Genomic DNA, 16,683 nt, shown 5'->3' with positions numbered 1-16,683 from the left:
CGGCGCCCGGCGAGGGAGCGCGTCGCGCGGCGCGGGCGCCTTGCCGTGGTGTAAGGTCGGCCGGGGCAGCGCGTTCTGCGCCTGTCACCGGCTCCACGCTCCGAGGAACCATGCGAAGAACGCTGCCCGCCTGGGCTCTCCTTGCCGTGCTCGCAGGCCCCGTCGCCTGCGCATCCAGCCGCTCCAAGGCGGGCGACGCCGCGAGCGCGTCGATGTACCCCGAGAGCGCCCCGATGTACGCGGCGACGCAGGCTCCGGCCCCGCCGCCGCCGTATCCGACCGTGGGGATGGATCCGACCGCGGCGATGCAGAGGTCCAGCGCCGTAAGGACCAGCGGAGAGCCGGAGATCGACGTCGACGCGTCGTCGAGCTCGGTCGCGCTCGCCAAGGCGGCGCCGCCGGCGCCCGGGCGGGGGGCGCCCGGCCCTGCGCAGCCCGCGGCGACCAGCAGGCCGGCGCCGACGAGCCCTGCGCCGCAGCCCGGGGCGGCGCCGGCCGCCGCCGGGCCGCAGGGCGCGCAGCAGGGGGCCGCCGAGGCGAGCGCGGCGCCCGCGCCCCTCCTCGTCTACACGGCGCAGGTCGCGATGGCGGTGTTCGAGGTAGGCGCGTCGCTCGGCAAGGTCGAGGAGCTCGCGCGGGACCTCGGCGGCTTTCTCGCCCGCCGCGACGACCGGGCGATCACCATCCGCGTCCCCGCCGCCCGGTTCGACGAGGCGCTGAGGCGCCTGGAGGGCCTCGGCGACGTCCTCCAGCGCAACGTGGTCGCGGAGGACGTCACCGAGGAGTTCCTCGACCTCGGGGTCCGCATCCGGAACGCGCGGGCCGTGCGCGATCGCCTGGAGAAGCTCCTCGAGAGGGCCGCGAAGGTCGAGGAGTCGATCCAGCTGGAGCGCGAGCTCGCGCGCGTCACGAGCGAGCTCGAGCGCCTCGAGGGGCGCCTCAAGTTCCTGCGCGACCGGGTCGCGTTCTCGACCCTCACCGTCTCGTTCCAGCCGCGCTCGACGGAGACCATCACACCGTCGGGCCCGCGGCTCCCGATCGACTGGCTCAACGAGCTCGGCCTCTCGCGGCTCCTCAACCTGTGACCCGGGCGCTTCCGATGATCCACTCCCTCCGCCACGCCTTCGTCCTCATCGCCGCGCTCGCCGGCGCCGCGGCGCCGCTCGGCTGCGGCCGGCCCTTCGTGCCCGCGACCCCGCCGGGCTTCGTCGACCTCGGGGATCGCTACGGCGACGACGAGTACCGCGCGACCACCGCCGAGGGGCTGGTGCTCGGGATCCGCGCCTTCGAGAACGATCCGGAGGGCGACCTCGCGTTCTGGTCCCGCGTGGTCGAGAAGCGGCTGCGCGAGGGCGGCGGCTACGCGCTGCTCGGCAAGGCCGACGTGAAGAGCCGGAGCGGCCTGCCGGGCGTCCAGCTGCGCTTCGGGCACGACGAGGGCAAGGAGGCGCACCTTTATTACCTCACCGTCTTCGTCGACGACGATCACGTCTTCCTCCACGAGGCAGGCGGCAAGAAGGAGCTGGTCGAGCGCCACCAGCAGCAGATCGACTGGTCCATCCGCAATTTCCTGCCCGATTGATCCGCGCGCTGCCCGCGTCCGCCGCGCGGTGTTCTCGGCCGGCGGCCGCCGCGCTTGCTCGCGGAAGCCCTGTTTGCTACCTGGCGGACGTGCGTTCCCGCCCCATGCTCTGCGACGCGCGGCGGCGCCGGTCGACCCAAGCGCTGCTCCTCGCCCTCGCGGCCTCGCTCGGCAGCGTCGAGGCGCTGGCGCACGGCGAAGGAGAGAGGCCGCTCGCCACGGTGCCCGCGCCGCCGCCCGGCGACGGCGCCAAGGCGGCGCAGATCCTCCGCGAGATCGAGGGGCGCGCCGCGACGGCGCCCCCGCCCACCGCCGGCGACGAGGTCGAAGGCGGTGGCAAGGCCGAAGGCGGCGGCAAGGCCGCCGGAGGGCCGGCGAGGATCGCCGCGAAGGTCGTGGCCGAGCCGGTGGCGCAGGCGAAGCAGGCGCTCCAGCGCGCGCACGGCGCGCGCGCGGCGGGCGACGCGACGAACGCGCGGCGGCTCGACGCGGTGGCCCTCGAGTGGGCCGAGACGGCGAGGGCGGTGCTGCGCGCCGCCGCGGTGGAGGCAGCGGCGGCAGAGGCGGCGAAGCAGGCGCGCGAGGTCGAGACGAAGCTCGAGCGGGCGCGCGCGCTGCTCGAAGAGACGCAGGCGCGCCGGGGCCGCGCCGCGGCGGAGCTCGAGCGGATCGAGGCCGAGGCGCGCGAGGCGACCAGGGCGGCGACGAACGTGGAAGCGCAGCGGATCGAGGCCGGCAAAAAGGCGGCCGCCAGGGGGACGACGCCGCGGGCGGAACGGGCGCCGGCCGCCGCGCAGGGCGCCGGGGCCAAGGGCAGCCGGGACGCCGGCAAGGCGGCGGCGCCGGCCGGCAAGGAGGGCACGCCGTGAGCGCGCGCCGCCTCGCAACCATCGCCATCGCGGGGGTGGTCCTCGCCGCATGCGCGCCGATCCCACGGCCCGCGGTGCTCGACGAGCTCGATCACGTCCGCGCCGGGGCGGCCGCCGCCGAGTCGAAGCGGTACGCGCCGGGCGCGTTCGCCCGGGCGGAGAAGCTCCGCGGCGATGCGCTCGCCGCGCTCGCCGAGAAGGATCGCGCCGGGGCGCAGATCCTCGGCGAGCAGGCGGTCGCCGCGCACGCGCACGCGCACGCGGTCTCGCGGGTGGCCCGGGCCGAGGCGGCCGAGGCCGAGGCGAAGGCGCAGCGCTCGGCCGGCGAGGCGTCCCTCGCGGGCCTCGAGGCGGAGCAGGCGCGCGTCGCGGCCGAGGTCGACGCGCTCGACATGCGGATCAAGGTCGCCCGCGACGCGCAGCCCGTGGTCCCCTCGGGCAGGGCCGACGCGGATCGCGAGAAGGCGCGCCTCGCCGCAGCGCGCTCGCTCGCGCTCCAGGCCCGCCTGCTGTGCGGCGCGGCGCGCCTCCTGACCGCGCCGACGCCGCCGGACAATCCGCAGCCCGACGGTGCGCAGCCCAGCGCCGCGCCGTCCGACGGCGCGCAGGCCGGCGCCGCGCAGCCCGGAAACGCGCAACCCGGCGGTGCGCAGCCCAGCGCCGCGCAGCCCGGCAGCGCGCAACCCGCCGGTGCGCAGCCCGGCGCCGCGCAGCCCGGAAGCGCCAGCCTTGCGGCGCAGCTCGACGAGGCGACCGCCGCGATCAGGAAGCTCGACGCGGATCTCGCGGAGGCGGGCGTCGCCGGCCGCGCCATCCCGGCGCCCATCGACCAGGCCTCCCGCGCGCGGGCAGGCTGCCTCGCCGCGCTGACCGCCGCCCGCCGCGCCGCCACGCCGGTGACCCGCGCGCCCGGCGCCGGCGACGCGCTGCTCGCAGAGCTCTCGGCCGCAGGCACCTGGTCCCCCGCCCGCGACGACCGCGGCATCGTTGTCACGCTCCGGGGCCTGTTCGCCGGCAACGCCCTCACGAAGACCGGCGAGGCGCGCCTCCGCGACCTCTCGCGGGTCGCCGCCGCGCACCCCGCGTTCCCCGTGGCCGTGGTCGTGCACACGGACCGGGAGATCAGCGCCAGGGAAGAGCCCGCCTGGGCCGCGCGGGCCGATGCCGTCGTCCGCGCCCTCGATCCGGCGCAGGGCGCGAGCGCCGCCGCGGCCCCTCAGGCCCCGCGCATCGCGCCGTTCCTCGCGGGCTCCGCGGCCCCGGTCGTCGACCCGGGCGGCAGCGAGCGCGGCCGCAACGCCCGGGTCGAGATCGTCTTTGTAACCCCGGAAACCCTTTGAGGAGCGATGGTCCCGGCCGACGGAACTCCGCTCCCCGTGGAGAGTCGTTCTCGATGATGCGCTCTTCAACCCTCGCCCGAAGCGAAAACAAGCCCGTCGTGCTCACGTGTGCGCTGGTCGCCGCCCTCGCGAGCGCGTGTCAGGAGGACGGCAAGACGTCGCAGAAGCAGGCCGCGGAGCTCTGCGCCAAGCTCGCTCCGGTCGTGGCGGAGGACGTCGGCCAGGTGCGGGCGGGCCTCCCCGCGGGCTCCCAGAAGCTCGCGGCGCTGATCGACACCGACCCGGGCGCGAACCTGCTCGGGCTCCAGCGGGCGATCGCGGGCGCGCGCGCCTCGGTGAAGGAGCTCGAGTTCGCGAAGAGCACCTTCTTCTCGTTCGCCGATCCGAGCGGCACGGTGCTGCGGAGCGAGGCCGATCCGGACATGCTCGCCAACCGGTCCGTCCTGGCCTCGTTCCCCGAGCTCCGGAAGGTGCTGGCGCCGGGCAGCGGGCTCGTCGAGGCGTTCGGGGAGATGCAGGAGATGCGCGGCGTCCGGAACGGCCCCGATCTCCAGTGGGTCGCGGTGCATCCGGTCAAGGCGAGCGACGGCGAGCTCAAGGGCCTCTTCGTCACGGGCTGGTCGTTCCGCGCCTACGCGTACCGGCTGCAGGAGGCGGCCAAGCGCGACATCGCCGAGATCGCCAAGCGCGACGGCCTGAAGTCGACGCCGCTGCTCTACGTCTTCGCGTGGAAGGGCGCGAAGGCCTACGGAGGGCCGGTGACGCCCGATGTCAACACCGACGCGCTCGAGAAGCTCGACCTGCCGGCGAAGACCGCCTCGGGCCCGTGGAGCGGGACGGTCGAGATCGCCGGGCGCACCTTCGGCGCCGCAGCGCAGCGCACGCCGGAGCTCGCCGCCGACGCGGGCGTCGCCGCGCTCGTCTCGACGCTGTGAGGGCGGGCGCGGGGAGCGCCGGGCGCGGGGGAGCGCCGGGCGCGGGCCCTCGGGCGCCGCTCCGGGGTGGCGGGGCCTGGCGGGGCCGGGGCGTTCTCCCGATCGAGCGCTGCCGTGCTAGGCTCGCAGCTGGCTCGCGCTGCGAGCTCACCCCCCATGCCGGCTTCCATCGATCAGCTTCTCAAGGTCTGCCGCGAGGTCATCGCGCCGCTCGTCCAAGCCGACGGCGGTGAGCTCTACATCGTGGCGGTCGAGCCCGACCACCTGACGCTCCACCTGGCCGGCGCATGCTCGGGCTGCCCCGGGGCCATGCTCACCGCGCGCGCGGTGATCGAGCCGGCGGTGCTCGCGGTCGCGCCGTCCGCGCGGGTCGTCGTGACCAACGGCATGCGCGTCCCCGACGGCGCCTCCCTCATCGGCTGAGGCGGGCGCCCGCTTCGGAGACGGGCCCATCTCGACGTTTTCGGTGCTCGGCGTACAGAAGTACGCCTGCGCGCCGAAAACGCCGATCTGGGCCCGTCTCCTGTGCGGGCGACCGCCGCAGGCGTGGCTCTGGAGATGAGAGGGGGCGGAGGGGAGGAGCCCGCGGGCGGGGCTCTGGGTGTTGGGGGCGGAAGGAGGAGCCCGCGGAGGGCTCCAGGGGGGAGGAACGGGGAAGGGCTACTTCTTCTTGCCGGACTTGTCGGTGGGAGGGGGGGCCGGGGGGGGCTCGTCCTTGCGGACGGCGGAGGCGACGGCAGGGTCGATGGCGTTCGCGTCGACCGGCTTGTTGGGACGGAGCGAATCGAGGCTGCTCAGCGTCACCAGGTCCTCGTAGGCGAAGGCGATCTCGCTGTCGCTGCGCTCGATCGCGCGGAAATGCGTGGCCGCGTCCTTCCAGTCGACCTCGGTGACGTAGCGGCCCTTCTCCGGCTCGGGCGGCGTCACGCGGCCAGGCACCCCGAACGCCGTCGCGAGCTTGATGACCGCCGACTGGTAGTCCTTGCCGCGCGCGTTGCCCTCGCCCAGCGCGTGCTCATCGATGATCTTCCAGAGCTTGTCCTGGATGAAGAAGAAGTAACGCTTCCCGCCGTCAGCGCGGGACAGCGTCATCATCGATTCCTTGTTGAGGTAGGTGTACTCGCCCTTGAGCGGCGTCGCGTCGATGCCCGTCGGCAGCTTGCCGAAATCGATGCGGCTGCGGCGGAACGCGCTCTTCTCCTCGGCGAGCTCGGCGTCGAGCGCCCTCATCTTCACGCCGGGCGACGTCGCCTTGTACCGCGGCACGTACGCCTCATCGAGCATCTTGTCGATCACCGCCGCGACCTGCTTGGTGCTCATCCCCCACGAGATGCCAGCAGGGGTCAGCGCGATCGTCTTCTTCGTCGCCGGCGGCTCGGCAGGCCGGGCAGGGGCCGCGGCCGACGCCCCGCTCTTCCCCTTCGGCTGGGCAGCCACCACGGTCGTGCTCGTGATCGCCGCAAGGCCCAGCCCAACGGCCAACGCTGCTCCCAAGAGCCTCTTCGCTTTCATGTTCTTCCTCCAGCCGGCGCAGGCCCTGTCCCTGCGCGCTCTGCAATCGCAAAAGTTAGGAACCAGCCCGGCAAGCCCGGGAACGCTAGCACCAGCGGTAGGACAGGAGAATAGGATCCCCGCCGACCGGGGCCGCCCGCTGACGTTGGACGGCGGCTCGGCCCCGTCGATGGAAGCCGTGAAACCGGTGAAGGACGAACACAGGATGACGAGACGATTCAACGCTGGGCGCACGAAGCACAGCGCGGCGCGCGGCGCGGGGAAGAAAACGACGAGGGAAAAACGGCCTCAACAGCGCTTGTGGCCGATGTGTGCGGGGTCCTGACAGGGGCGAGCCGACGTGCTACGAGCTCCGGTCCCAAGGATGATTTCCGCCACCGGTGCTGCTCCGCTTCGCCTCGCGCTCGCCGCGCTGGCGACCGTTGGCCCCGCCGGCGGCTGCGTCGCCGACCAGGAGCGCCCGGCGACGTCCGCCGACACGCTGGGCGGGGCGCCCGCGTGGGAGGGGCACGCGCGCGAGGTCTTCGACGACAACATCGAGCCCGCCGCCGTGGGCTTCTCCCTGGACGGCCCCTCGCCCAGGTCCGACCCGTTCCTCCGCGAGAGGGCGCAGACGGCCGACGTGGTCGCGCGGGTCCGCGTGAGCACGGTGACCGTCGACTCGATCGGAGAACAGAGCACCTATCACCTCGGGATCCAGGTCGGCTACCCTCCCCTGGCTACACCCCGGGTGCCGGATCGGACGTTCGAGCTCCACATCCGCCCGCAGAGCCGCGCGTTCGGCATCGCCAAGGCGATCGACGCGCGGCTCCGAGGGCTCATCTTCATCGCCTTCATCCGGCGCTTCGCCGGCGTGGACGGCGAGCCGGAGATCCACTGGCACCTTTCACCTGATACAGCGGAGGTCGCCGCGGCCGTCAAGGAGGCCGTCGTCCTCGGGGAGCTGTCTGCGCCGTGAGCAACGTGAGCATCAAGACGGTCAAGGAAGTCGACGCCCTGCGGGTGGCCTGCCAGATGGCGGCCGAGACGCTCCTCGGAGTGGGCGAGATGATCCGCGCCGGCATCACCACCGAGGACATCAACACCTTCGTCCACGAGGACACCATCCGCCGCGGCGGCTACCCCGCGCCGCTCAACTACCACGGGTTCCCGAAGAGCGTCTGCACGTCGATCAACGAGGTGGTCTGCCACGGCATCCCGTGCGACCGCGTCCTCGAGCCGGGCGACATCATCAACGTGGACGTCACCACCATCTACAACGGCTTCTACGGCGACACCTCCGCGACCTTCTACATCGGCAAGCCGTCGCCGGAGGCGAAGCACGTGACCGAGGTGTCGCGGCGCTGCCTGCAGCTCGGCATCGCGCAGGTCCGGGACGGGGCGCGCCTCGGCGACATCGGGGCCGCCATCCAGGAGTTCGCCGAGGCCGAGGGCTGCTCGGTGGTGAGGGCCTTCGTCGGCCACGGCATCGGGCGGCGCTTCCACGAGGCGCCGCAGGTCTCGCACGTGGGCAAGTACGGCAGCGGCACCCGGCTCCGCGCCGGCATGTGCTTCACGATCGAGCCGATGATCAACCTCGGGACGTACGAGGTGGAGATCCAGGAGGACAAGTGGACCGCGCTGACGGCCGATCGCTCGCTGTCGGCGCAGTTCGAGCACACCATCGTGGTCACGAGGACCGGCTGCGAGGTGCTGACCCGGCGGAGCAAGCCGCTCGCGAACAGCGAGATCTTCCCGGATCCGTTCGCCGTCTCCGCGGCGCGGGCGCTCTGAGGCGCGCGCCGGCGCCGCGCGAAGGTACGGCGCGCCGCATCGCGCGCCGCGGGCCGGCCGGCCCCGGCCAGAGGGCCGAGGTGGACCGGCGCCGACGACTGGAAACCGAGTTTTCTCGACCGATCGGCCGAGGATTAAGGGTAGAAGCAGGGCATGGCCTTGGACGAAGCGTCGCGTGCCAGAATCGCGCCGTATGTGTCGAGCCTGACGGCTGACGTCTTCTCGCTGTCGGGTCTGCCGGAAGAAGTCATCGCCGTCCTGTTCGCGTACTACTCGCGCAGCCGCGACGATCTGCGCACCAACCTGGCGCGCCTGCTCGGCGACGAGGAGCTCGACGTGGCCCCCGGCGCCGACGACCGGCCGCACCGGGGGCTCGCGTTCGCGTCGGACAAGGCGCGGAGCTTCCACGAGAAGTGGGTCGTCGGCTACGGCCACGCGTCGGTCGCAGAGCACGCCGTGGTGCACCTCGCGATCGAGAACGTGAGCATCGTCGCCTCCAAGGTGATCGAGGACCTGCGGCTCGGCTCCTACACGGAGAAGAGCACGCGCTACGTCGTCTTCGATCAGCACTCGTTCGTCGACCTGCCGGAGCTCGACCCGGAGCACGGCGCGAGGTACCGGGCCACGAGCGAGCGGCTCTTCGCGACCTACCTCGACCTGGTACCGAAGGTGACCGAGCGGCTGAGCGCGCGCGAGCCGAAGCCCGAGAAGATGTCGGACGCGGCCTACCGGGGCGCGCTGCGCGCGCAGGCGTGCGATGTCTTGCGCGGGCTCCTGCCGGCGGGGACGCGGACGAACATCGGCCTCACCGCGAACGCGCGGGCGCTCGAGATCCTGCTCACGAAGATGCTGTCGCACCCGCTCGAGGAGGTGCGCAGGGTCGCCCGCGACATGCACGCGGCGGCGCTCGCCGTGACCCCGACGCTGGTGAAGTACGCCGCGCCGAACGAGCTCCGGAAGGGGCTGCAAGCCACCGTCGCCGAGGCGATGAAGCGCGTCTACACGCCGCCGGAGGAGGGCGTGAGCGCGACGATGGTGATCAACCAGCCCGTCCGGCTCGTGCGCTACGACAAGGACGCGCTGGAGCGCATCGCGCTGGCGCTCGCGTACGAGGGCAGCGACCCGGGCGTGCACGCCTACAACCTCGGCGACGCGCTCCGCCGGGCGACGCTGCCGGAGCTCATCGCCATCGCGCAGGCGGCGTGCGCGAAGCGCGGCCCGTACGACGCGCCGCCGCGCGCGTTCGAGGCGTCGACGATGACCTTCGAGCTGATGCTCGACTACGGCGCGTACCGCGACCTGCAGCGCCACCGGATGCTGACGCCCGCGACGCAGCGGCTCACCTGCCGGCTCGGCTTCGAGACGCCGCAGGCCCTGTCGGACCTCGGCCACGCCGAGGCCTATCAGGACGCGATGCTCGCCGCGCGCGACGCCTGGCACGCGATGGAGGAGCGCTATCCCCTGGAGGCGCAGTACGCGGTGCCGCTCGGCTTCCGCGTGCGGACCCTGTGGACGCTGAACCTGCGCGAGCTCTTCCACGTGATCGAGCTCCGGTCGGCGAAGCAGGGGCACACGAGCTACCGGCGCATCGCCCAGGGGCTGTACCGCACCGCGATCACGGTGCACCCGTGGCTCAAGGACATGATCCGCGTCGATCTGAACGACTACGCGCTCGCGCGGAGCTGATCCGCGCCACGGACCCGCCTTGGGTACGCCGTCGCAGAGCGGCGGTCACCCGCACAGGAGACGGGCCCAGATCGGCGTTTTCGGCGCGCAAGCGCACTCCAGTGCGCTGAGCACCGAAAACGTCGAGATGGGCCCGTATCCGAAGCGGGTGACCGCCGCTCAGAGGCGCGCCGCCTCGATGAGCTCCGTCGCGGCCCTGAGCGACGCGCCGGTGACCTTCGCGCCCGACAGCATCCGCGCCACCTCGGCGATCCGATCCTTCTTGTCGACGCGCGTCACCGAGCTCTTCGCGATGCCGCCCGCGTTCTCCTTGGCGACCACGAAGTGCGCGCCGGCGAACGCCGCGATGGGCGCGAGGTGCGTGATGCAGAGCACCTGGTGGTGGCGCGCCACGTCGCCGATCGCGCGCCCGATCTTGTCGGCGACGGCGCCGCCGACGCCGCTGTCGACCTCGTCGAAGACGTAGAGCCCCGCCGGCCCGCACTCCGCGAGCACGCGCTTGAGCGCGAGCAGCGCGCGCGACAGCTCGCCGCCCGAGGCGATGCGGCGCAGCGGGCGAGGCTCGATGCCCTTGTTGGGCGAGATGAGGAACTCGACGCGGTCGATGCCGTCCTGACCGAGGCGGGCGCCGTCGACCACGAGCTCGGCGCGGTCGCCGCCGTGCGGCTCGATGTCGACGACCACCCGCGCGCCGCCCATGCCGAGCTCGGCGAGCTCCGCCGAGATCGCGGCGCCGAGCTTCTCGCCGGCCTTCCGCCGCTTCGCCGAGAGCTTGCGGGCGCGCTCGGCGGCGACGGCGAGCAGCGCGTCGCGCCGCCGCTCGAGCTCCGCGACGTGGCTCTCGACCCCCGAGAGGTGCTCCAGCTCCGCCGCGAGGCGCGCCCGCGCGGCGAGCACATCGTCGAGCGTGGGGCCGTGCTGCCGAAGCAGGCCCTCGAGGCGGTACATGCGGTCCTCGATCTCCGAGAGGCGATCCGGATCGGCCTCCGCGCGCTCGGCGTAGCGGGCGATCTGGCGGGCCGCCTCGCTGAGCTCCGTCCAGCAGCCGTCGACGGCGCGGGCGACGTCGTCGAGCGCGGGATCGATCTCCGCGGCGGCCCGGAGCTCCGAGGCGAGGCGCGCGAGCTCGTCGCACATGGCGTCGTCCCCTTGATCGAGGCGGGACGCCGCGCGCCGCGTGATGTCGTGCAGGCGGCCCGCGTGGCGGAGCCGGTTGCGCTCGGCCGCGAGATCGGCGAGCTCGCCGGGGCGCGGCGAGAGCGCGTCGATGGCCTGGAGCTGGAAGGAGAGGAACGCCTCGCGCTCGCCGCGGCCACGCTCCAGCTCTCGGGCGGCCCTGAGCTGGGCGGTGAGCGCCTCGAGCTCGCCGACGTCCGCCGCGAGCTCGCTGCGCGCCGGGACGAGGCGGCCGAAGCGATCGAGGTAGCCGAGGTGCGTCGACGGATCGGTGAGCGCGACGCTCTCGTGCTGCGAGGCGACGTCGGCGAGCTCCGGGGCGAACGCCTGGAGCTCGCCCGCGGTGCAGAGGCGGCCGTTCAGGTAGGCGCGCGAGCGGCCGGTCGCCTGGACGACGCGGCGGATCACGAGCTCGCCGTCGCTCGCGATGCCGGCGGCGTCGAGCATCGCCATCGCGCGATCCGAGCTGCGCACGTCGAAGAGCGCCTCGATCTCGGCCTCGTCGGCGCCGGGGCGGACCTGCTCCGCGCTCGCGCGGCCGCCGAGGACCAGCGAGAGCGCGCCCACGACGATGGACTTGCCCGCGCCCGTCTCGCCGGTGAGCACGTTGAACCCAGGCTCGAGCCGGAGCTCGAGGGCATCCATCAGAATGAAGTTCTTGACCCGAAGGGCGACCAGCACAGCGGCGGGAGGATAGGAAGCTTTCGGCCCGTCGTCAGCGGATCTTCACCTGCTTCATGACGGTGACCGGGATGCCCTCGAAGGGCGGCACCGTGGCGCTGCGGAACGCGGCGGCGATGCACGCGGCGGTGGCGGTCCCGACGAGGTCGCCCCCTTCCACGCGGGCCGACATGGTCTTGCCCGAGGGCGCGAAGGTGACGGCCACGCGGGCCGTGCCCGTGAGCCCCTCGCCGGTGCACCCGGCGGCGGCGGCGGCCGCGGACGCGAGCGCGCTCGTCGCCGCGCTCTGATCGAAGCGGGCCGGCTCGTCCCTCGCCGGCAGGAGCGACGAGGTCGCCGGCGGCTGCTTGGCCGCCGGCTTCGCGCGCTCGGGCGCGCTCGGCGCCGCGGCCCGGGCCGGCCTCTCGGCGGCCTGGGCCCCCTCGCCGGACTGCGGGCCGGCGCCCGCCGCCGGAGCAGCGGCCGTCGCCGGAACCGCGGCCGCCGCCGACGCGGCGCTCACCGCGGGCGCGGCGCTCGGCAAAGGCGCCGGCCCGGGCGCAATGCCCGCCTGCGCCGGCTCGAGCGGCGGCGCGGCCGGCTCGCCCGTCGGGCCGGGCGCGGCGGATGCGACCGGCGCCTCGGCGGCGACGCCGGGGGCGGCGGACGGCGAATCCGCGACCGGCTCGTCATCGAGGGACGGCTCCCGGTCGGTGGCCTGGTCGGCGGAGGCAGGCGCGGCGGGCGGCGGCGCCACCTCGGGCGGAGCCGCCGCCTCCGGCGGAGCCGCGGCGAGCGCGCCGCTGCTGCTCGCCGGCGCGGCGTGATCCGCCGCGGCGCTGGACGAGCGGCCGCGGGCCTGCGCCAGGTACAGCGCCGCGCCGAACACGATGAAGACCACCGTCACCCAGCCGGCGATCGCCATGTACTGGCGCGCCGCCGGCGTCGAGAGGGCGCGCAGGAGAGGGCCGGCGGTGCTCGAGGTGCGCGGCGGCGCCCCCTCCCCGGAGTCCTCGGCGGACGTGTGCCCGCCGACGGCGACGAGGTCGGGCTCGACGGGCTGCGCCGGGAACGGCGGGGACGAGCTGCGCGCAGGGGTGGCTCCCTCGAACAGCCCGCTGCTGATGCTCAGGATCTCCTCGTCGGCCCGGTCCTCGTTGCGGCGCGCCTCGTCCTCGGCGCCGGACGGCGGCGCCATGCTGCGGAGGTCGATCAGGCCCGAGTCCTCCTTGCGACCGGCGCGCCCGCGAAGGTCGGTCTGGCTGATCCGGTCGCCCGCCGAGCGGGCGGTCGCCCTGGGGGCGCTGCTCGCGCGCGCCGGCTGCTCGCGCGAGGGACGCTCGTCGCCCTCCTGCTCGCGCAGCCCCTCCGCGGCGCCCTGGGCTCCGGCCGCCTTCGGCCTACCGCGCTCTCGCCGCGACGCCTCGGCGGCATGCGCCGGGCCGGCGGCCGGCGGCGGGCTCGGGAACGGCGGCGGGCCCCCGGTCGGACGGGGGCTCGGGAACGGCGGCGGGCCCCCGGTCGGCGTCGCGCTCGGAAGCGGCGGCGGGCCCCCGGTCGGCGTCGGGGCCAGCGACCCCAGCAGGGCCAGATCCGCCGGAGAGTCGTCGGCGGGCGCCGCGGGGCCGGGGCCCGACCGGGCGCGGCGCGCGGACGGCAGGGGCTGCGGGGCGAGCGCCGCCATGGCCTGCACGTCCTGGAGGCGGAGCTCGGGCGACGAGCGGTGCGACGAGGGCCGGCCCTCGTCGATCGACAGCGGCGCCGGGGGCAGCTCGGACAGCGGCGCCGGCGGCATCTCGGACGGCGGCGCCACGGGCCGTGGGGAGGCGCCCGCGCGCGGGACCGCGGCGGACCGCGGTCGCGTCGCCGCCGGCGCCGCCGTGATGCGGTGCTCGCGCCGCGCCGGCGGGCGGACCGGGACCGGCGTCCGCGCGACGGTGCGCGGCCTCGGCGGCGCCTCGGGCGCTGGCGCGGGCTGGCTCGCGCGCTCGTCCTCGGCGTTGTCCACCCCGAAGGAGAGCGAGGGCGGCTCGACCCCGGGAGAGAGCATCTGCGCGAGGTCGTGGATCGAGACGGGATCGGAGTCGGCAGGGGGGAGCGCGGACGGGCTCCGGCTGGCCGCTGGCGGCGCCGCGACGCTGCGGCGCGCGTCGTCCCAGGAGACGCCGGCGAACGTGCGAGGCCGCATCTGGACGTCGCGCCGCCCCAGCCCGCCGTCCGGCGTCACCACCGCGTGCTCGAGCGAGGCCTCCGCCGCCGCGTCGAGCGCGTCCAGCGCGTGCGGCCTCGGGCTGGACGCCGGCGCGTCCTCCAGCTCCTGCTGCGCGATCCGCTCCGCGAGCGTGAGACCTCGCCGCCGGGCGGGGGGCGCCGACGCCGCGCGCCGCTCCGGGTCGCGCGCAGGCGCCGCCCTGCGCTGGATGCCCGCGCCCGGGAGCGTCGTCTCGGCGTCCAGCAGGTCGCTGGACAGCGCAGGCTCCCGCTCGAGCGCGCGCCCGGAGGACGGCTTCCCCCGCTCCGGATCGCTCGGCGGCTCGCGTCGGTCGCGCCCGCTCGCCGAGCTCGGAACGACCGAGGGGGACGACCGCGGCTCGCCCCGGTCGGACGCCGACTGCTTGCTCTTCGTCCGGCAGGATTTGCAGACAAACGGCAGCGACGGACGCATCTCGCGTCCTACCCCGATCTCCACGTAGGCCCTGCAGACAGAGCAGGCGAGTTGCACCTTGGCGAAGAGAATCGCGCAGCTCGTCTGGGCGCGCAATCTTCTTGGCAATTGACCGGGGCGGCCGCCCTCGGGCTCGCCCGCTCCGCGCCGCGGGAGTCCCCCTCCCCCCGGGCCTTCGCGGGGCTCGGCCCTCAGCCGGAGGGTGTTCCGGCGCGCGCGGGGAGCGGCGCGGGGGGGCGCACCCAGCGCTGCTCCAGCCACGCCAGCGAGACCGGCGCGCTCCGCAGCGCCGCGTCGACGGCGCGGGCGACCGGATCGGGGGCGGGCGGCAACCCGGGAGCGCGCGTCGACAGGATCCAGTTCGACAGCTCGTAGTGATGGAGGAGCGGGGCGAAGCGGTGCGCGTCGAAGCCGGAGAGGATCTCGGCCGCGCGGCTCAGGCGATCGCAGGGCAGGAGCGCGGTGGTCACGTCGAAGAGCAGCGCGCGGAGGTCCTCGAAGGCGCGCTCCGGATCCGCGGACACGCTCTCCAGGAGCGCCTCGAAGCCGTCGTCGGAGAGCCCGGCCGCCTCGGCCGCCTCGGCCATCGCCGGCACCTGCGTGGCCAGGAACTCGGCGTTCGGCGCGTGCCCGAGGAGGCGCCCGACGAGGTACAGATCGAAGGCGCTCGCGATGGCCTCGGCGAGCAGGAGCGCTTCCGCGCTGGGCGGAGCGCCGGCGCTCGCGGCCGTGAGGGCGCGGTGGGCGAGGTGGTGCCACGCGACGTGCGCGACCACGTCCGCGGCGAGGTGATCGCTGGCGATCAGGTCGCCCTGCTCGCTCTGGCTCCAGAACGTCAGGTTCAGGAAGACGACCCGATCCCAGCTCGCCTCGCCCTCGGGCACCCGGAAGCGGTACCCATCGCGCCGGAGCACCTGCTTCAGATCGTCGTAGAGCGCGACGTGCCGGAAAGAGCGCTCGTCGTCGATGGTCAGCTCGTCCAGGGTCAGGCTTCGCAGCTTCACGCGGCGACCTTAGACCCGGATCGTTCCATCAGCCACAGCGGAGGCCAGGAAGAACCCGGAGAGCTCGCGTGTTTGGGGCTGGAGCCGGGTTTTTCCCGACCAGCGCCGCACGTTCCCGCCCATGGCCGGTGTTGCAAGCGCCGCCGGCTTAGGCATGATGCGCCCGTTCCTGCGCCAGCCGAGGAGGCACACCGAATGATTTCCGTCAGGTCTCTCTGTTCCATCGCGCTCGTGCTCGTCGCCAGCGGTGTCGCCGGCTGCAAGGAGGACCCGCCTCCCCCCCAGCCGGAGCAGCCGGCAAGCTCCGCGGCGGCGAACAAGGGTAAGAACCTGCGGACGCCCGTGTCGCCGATCGCGAAGGTCGACCCGCAGTCGATGAAGGAGTACCGCGTCGACGTCTGCTACTTCGGGACGCTCTCGCTGAAACAGGCCCGCGACGCGTACCTCGCGAGCCTCGGCAAGGACGAGCCCAGCGAGAAGAAGATCCCGAAGTTCGGCACCGAGGACCTGGCGAAGGCCGGCGACGCCCCGAAGGGCTTGCTCCCCGCCAAGCCGCCCGTGCCCGGCGCGGCCGCGGCGTCCGGCAGCGCAGCCGCCGGCGTCGCCAAGGCCGGGCCGACGCCGCCCGGCAAGGACGACCGCCGGCCGTTCAACTTCAGCGCGCGCGCCCCGCACGAGCGCAACGCGCGGGCCTGCACCGTCGCGCTCAGCCTCAAGGAGCCGGCCATGTCGGACGTCGACGCGGCGCTCGCCGAGTACGCGCCGTTCGCGACGGAGCTCGCGAAGAACATCGCCACGGCGGCCAACTACTACCAGCGCGAGGAGTACAAGAAGGACAGCTTCGCGAAGGGCAAGGAGCTCCACGCGAAGCTCATCGCCGACTTCCAGAAGCTCGACGCGCACTCCGACAAGCTCGGCCTCGCGGTGTCGGCGTGGCACGCGTCGCACCTGCCCGACCTCTCGAAGGCGGAGGACGGCCAGAAAGCGGCGATCACGGCCCTCGAGGACGCGCGCGCGCTCATGGTGATCCTCGCCAGCAAGAACGTCGATCCCGCGGCGGCGAAGACCTCGCTCCAGAAGGTGGAGACGTCGACGGCGGCGCTCAAGGCCCACGGCACGAGCCACCAGACCGATCCGTGGGCCAAGATCATGGCCCCCGCGCTCGAGGGCTTCATCCGCGACGTGAAGGCGGCGGAGCCGAAGCTGACCGACCAGGGGATCTCCTCCCCCGCCCTGTTCCTGCCGGTCGTCACGAGCTTCGTGTCGGTGGTCGAGGGCAAGCACCGGGCGCTCTCGCGCTCGCTCATGGCGAAGGGCCAGGCGGCGACGCGCGAGGCCGCCGGGGCCGCGCAGCCGGCGGCGCCCGCCGCGCCCGCCGCCGAGCCGCAGAAGGAGTAGCGCGCCGCGGGCGGCGCTCCCCGCAAGGGAGGCGCGCCCGCGGCCGCCGATCGCGCCGCGCCTCCCTCCGGAGGCGCGGGCGC

14 protein-coding genes are annotated in these 16,683 nt (G+C 74.5%); 10 read left to right on the top strand and 4 right to left on the bottom strand.

Annotation, left to right across the window (positions count from 1 at the left end; translation table 11 throughout):
• Positions 1 to 110: 110 nt before the first annotated feature.
• The 6 genes from NQZ70_RS07850 to NQZ70_RS07825 all read left to right on the top strand — a co-directional run bounded on the left by NQZ70_RS07850 (position 111) and on the right by NQZ70_RS07825 (position 5,149).
• The gene (locus tag NQZ70_RS07850; RefSeq protein WP_237245135.1) at positions 111 to 1,085 is read left to right on the top strand and encodes a DUF4349 domain-containing protein; all 975 of its coding nucleotides are present in this window, start codon (positions 111 to 113) and stop codon (positions 1,083 to 1,085) included.
• Between the two features lie 14 nt (positions 1,086 to 1,099).
• Positions 1,100 to 1,582, top strand: a complete 483-nt coding sequence (locus NQZ70_RS07845) for a serine/threonine protein kinase (RefSeq protein WP_129573663.1) — start codon at positions 1,100 to 1,102, stop codon at positions 1,580 to 1,582.
• Between the two features lie 89 nt (positions 1,583 to 1,671).
• Positions 1,672 to 2,451, top strand: coding sequence for a hypothetical protein (locus tag NQZ70_RS07840; RefSeq protein WP_237245134.1), 780 nt, complete (start codon positions 1,672 to 1,674; stop codon positions 2,449 to 2,451).
• On the top strand, positions 2,448 to 3,791 hold the full coding sequence (locus tag NQZ70_RS07835; RefSeq protein ID WP_129573662.1) for a hypothetical protein: 1,344 nt from the start codon (positions 2,448 to 2,450) through the stop codon (positions 3,789 to 3,791). Before NQZ70_RS07840 ends, NQZ70_RS07835 begins: the two co-directional genes overlap by 4 nt.
• Before the next feature lie 98 nt (positions 3,792 to 3,889).
• Positions 3,890 to 4,726, top strand: a complete 837-nt coding sequence (locus tag NQZ70_RS07830; RefSeq protein ID WP_237245133.1) for a hypothetical protein — start codon at positions 3,890 to 3,892, stop codon at positions 4,724 to 4,726.
• A gap of 156 nt (positions 4,727 to 4,882) precedes the next feature.
• Positions 4,883 to 5,149: a NifU family protein gene (locus NQZ70_RS07825; RefSeq protein WP_129573660.1), complete on the top strand. Its 267-nt coding sequence runs from the start codon at positions 4,883 to 4,885 to the stop codon at positions 5,147 to 5,149.
• Between the two features lie 237 nt (positions 5,150 to 5,386).
• On the opposite strand, the gene NQZ70_RS07820 is transcribed toward NQZ70_RS07825, so the two are convergent.
• Positions 5,387 to 6,238 carry a hypothetical protein gene (locus NQZ70_RS07820; protein ID WP_129573659.1) on the bottom strand — a complete coding sequence of 284 codons (852 nt, stop codon included), beginning with the start codon at positions 6,236 to 6,238 and terminating at the stop codon, positions 5,387 to 5,389.
• 364 nt (positions 6,239 to 6,602) lie between these two features.
• On the opposite strand from NQZ70_RS07820, the gene NQZ70_RS07815 reads away from it, so the two are divergent.
• The 3 genes from NQZ70_RS07815 to NQZ70_RS07805 all read left to right on the top strand — a co-directional run bounded on the left by NQZ70_RS07815 (position 6,603) and on the right by NQZ70_RS07805 (position 9,697).
• Positions 6,603 to 7,196: a cobalamin ABC transporter substrate-binding protein gene (locus NQZ70_RS07815; RefSeq protein ID WP_129573658.1), complete on the top strand. Its 594-nt coding sequence runs from the start codon at positions 6,603 to 6,605 to the stop codon at positions 7,194 to 7,196.
• Complete coding sequence (gene map, locus NQZ70_RS07810) at positions 7,193 to 8,011, top strand: type I methionyl aminopeptidase (RefSeq protein WP_129573657.1); 819 nt, start codon at positions 7,193 to 7,195, stop codon at positions 8,009 to 8,011. Before NQZ70_RS07815 ends, map begins: the two co-directional genes overlap by 4 nt.
• 195 nt (positions 8,012 to 8,206) lie before the next feature.
• Positions 8,207 to 9,697 carry an FAD-dependent thymidylate synthase gene (locus NQZ70_RS07805; protein WP_237245132.1) on the top strand — a complete coding sequence of 497 codons (1,491 nt, stop codon included), beginning with the start codon at positions 8,207 to 8,209 and terminating at the stop codon, positions 9,695 to 9,697.
• Between the two features lie 159 nt (positions 9,698 to 9,856).
• Here the strand turns inward: NQZ70_RS07805 and recN are convergent, their stop codons facing one another.
• From recN to NQZ70_RS07790, 3 genes are all read right to left on the bottom strand, one after another.
• Positions 9,857 to 11,554, bottom strand: a complete 1,698-nt coding sequence (gene recN / locus NQZ70_RS07800) for a DNA repair protein RecN (protein WP_129573655.1) — start codon at positions 11,552 to 11,554, stop codon at positions 9,857 to 9,859.
• A gap of 34 nt (positions 11,555 to 11,588) precedes the next feature.
• Positions 11,589 to 14,198, bottom strand: a complete 2,610-nt coding sequence (locus NQZ70_RS07795) for a hypothetical protein (RefSeq protein ID WP_129573654.1) — start codon at positions 14,196 to 14,198, stop codon at positions 11,589 to 11,591.
• A gap of 191 nt (positions 14,199 to 14,389) precedes the next feature.
• Positions 14,390 to 15,202 carry a hypothetical protein gene (locus tag NQZ70_RS07790; RefSeq protein ID WP_129573653.1) on the bottom strand — a complete coding sequence of 271 codons (813 nt, stop codon included), beginning with the start codon at positions 15,200 to 15,202 and terminating at the stop codon, positions 14,390 to 14,392.
• 195 nt (positions 15,203 to 15,397) lie between these two features.
• Between NQZ70_RS07790 and NQZ70_RS07785 the strand changes: the two genes are divergently transcribed.
• Positions 15,398 to 16,600 (top strand): DUF3829 domain-containing protein, encoded by a 1,203-nt coding sequence (locus tag NQZ70_RS07785; protein ID WP_129573652.1) that lies wholly within the window; start codon positions 15,398 to 15,400, stop codon positions 16,598 to 16,600.
• Positions 16,601 to 16,683 lie beyond the last annotated feature (83 nt).

This window comes from Sorangium sp. So ce836 (assembly GCF_028553905.1).
Taxonomy (GTDB): Bacteria; Myxococcota_A; Polyangia; order Polyangiales; family Polyangiaceae; genus Sorangium; species Sorangium cellulosum_D.
This window is presented reverse-complemented; position numbering and strand designations above follow the sequence as displayed.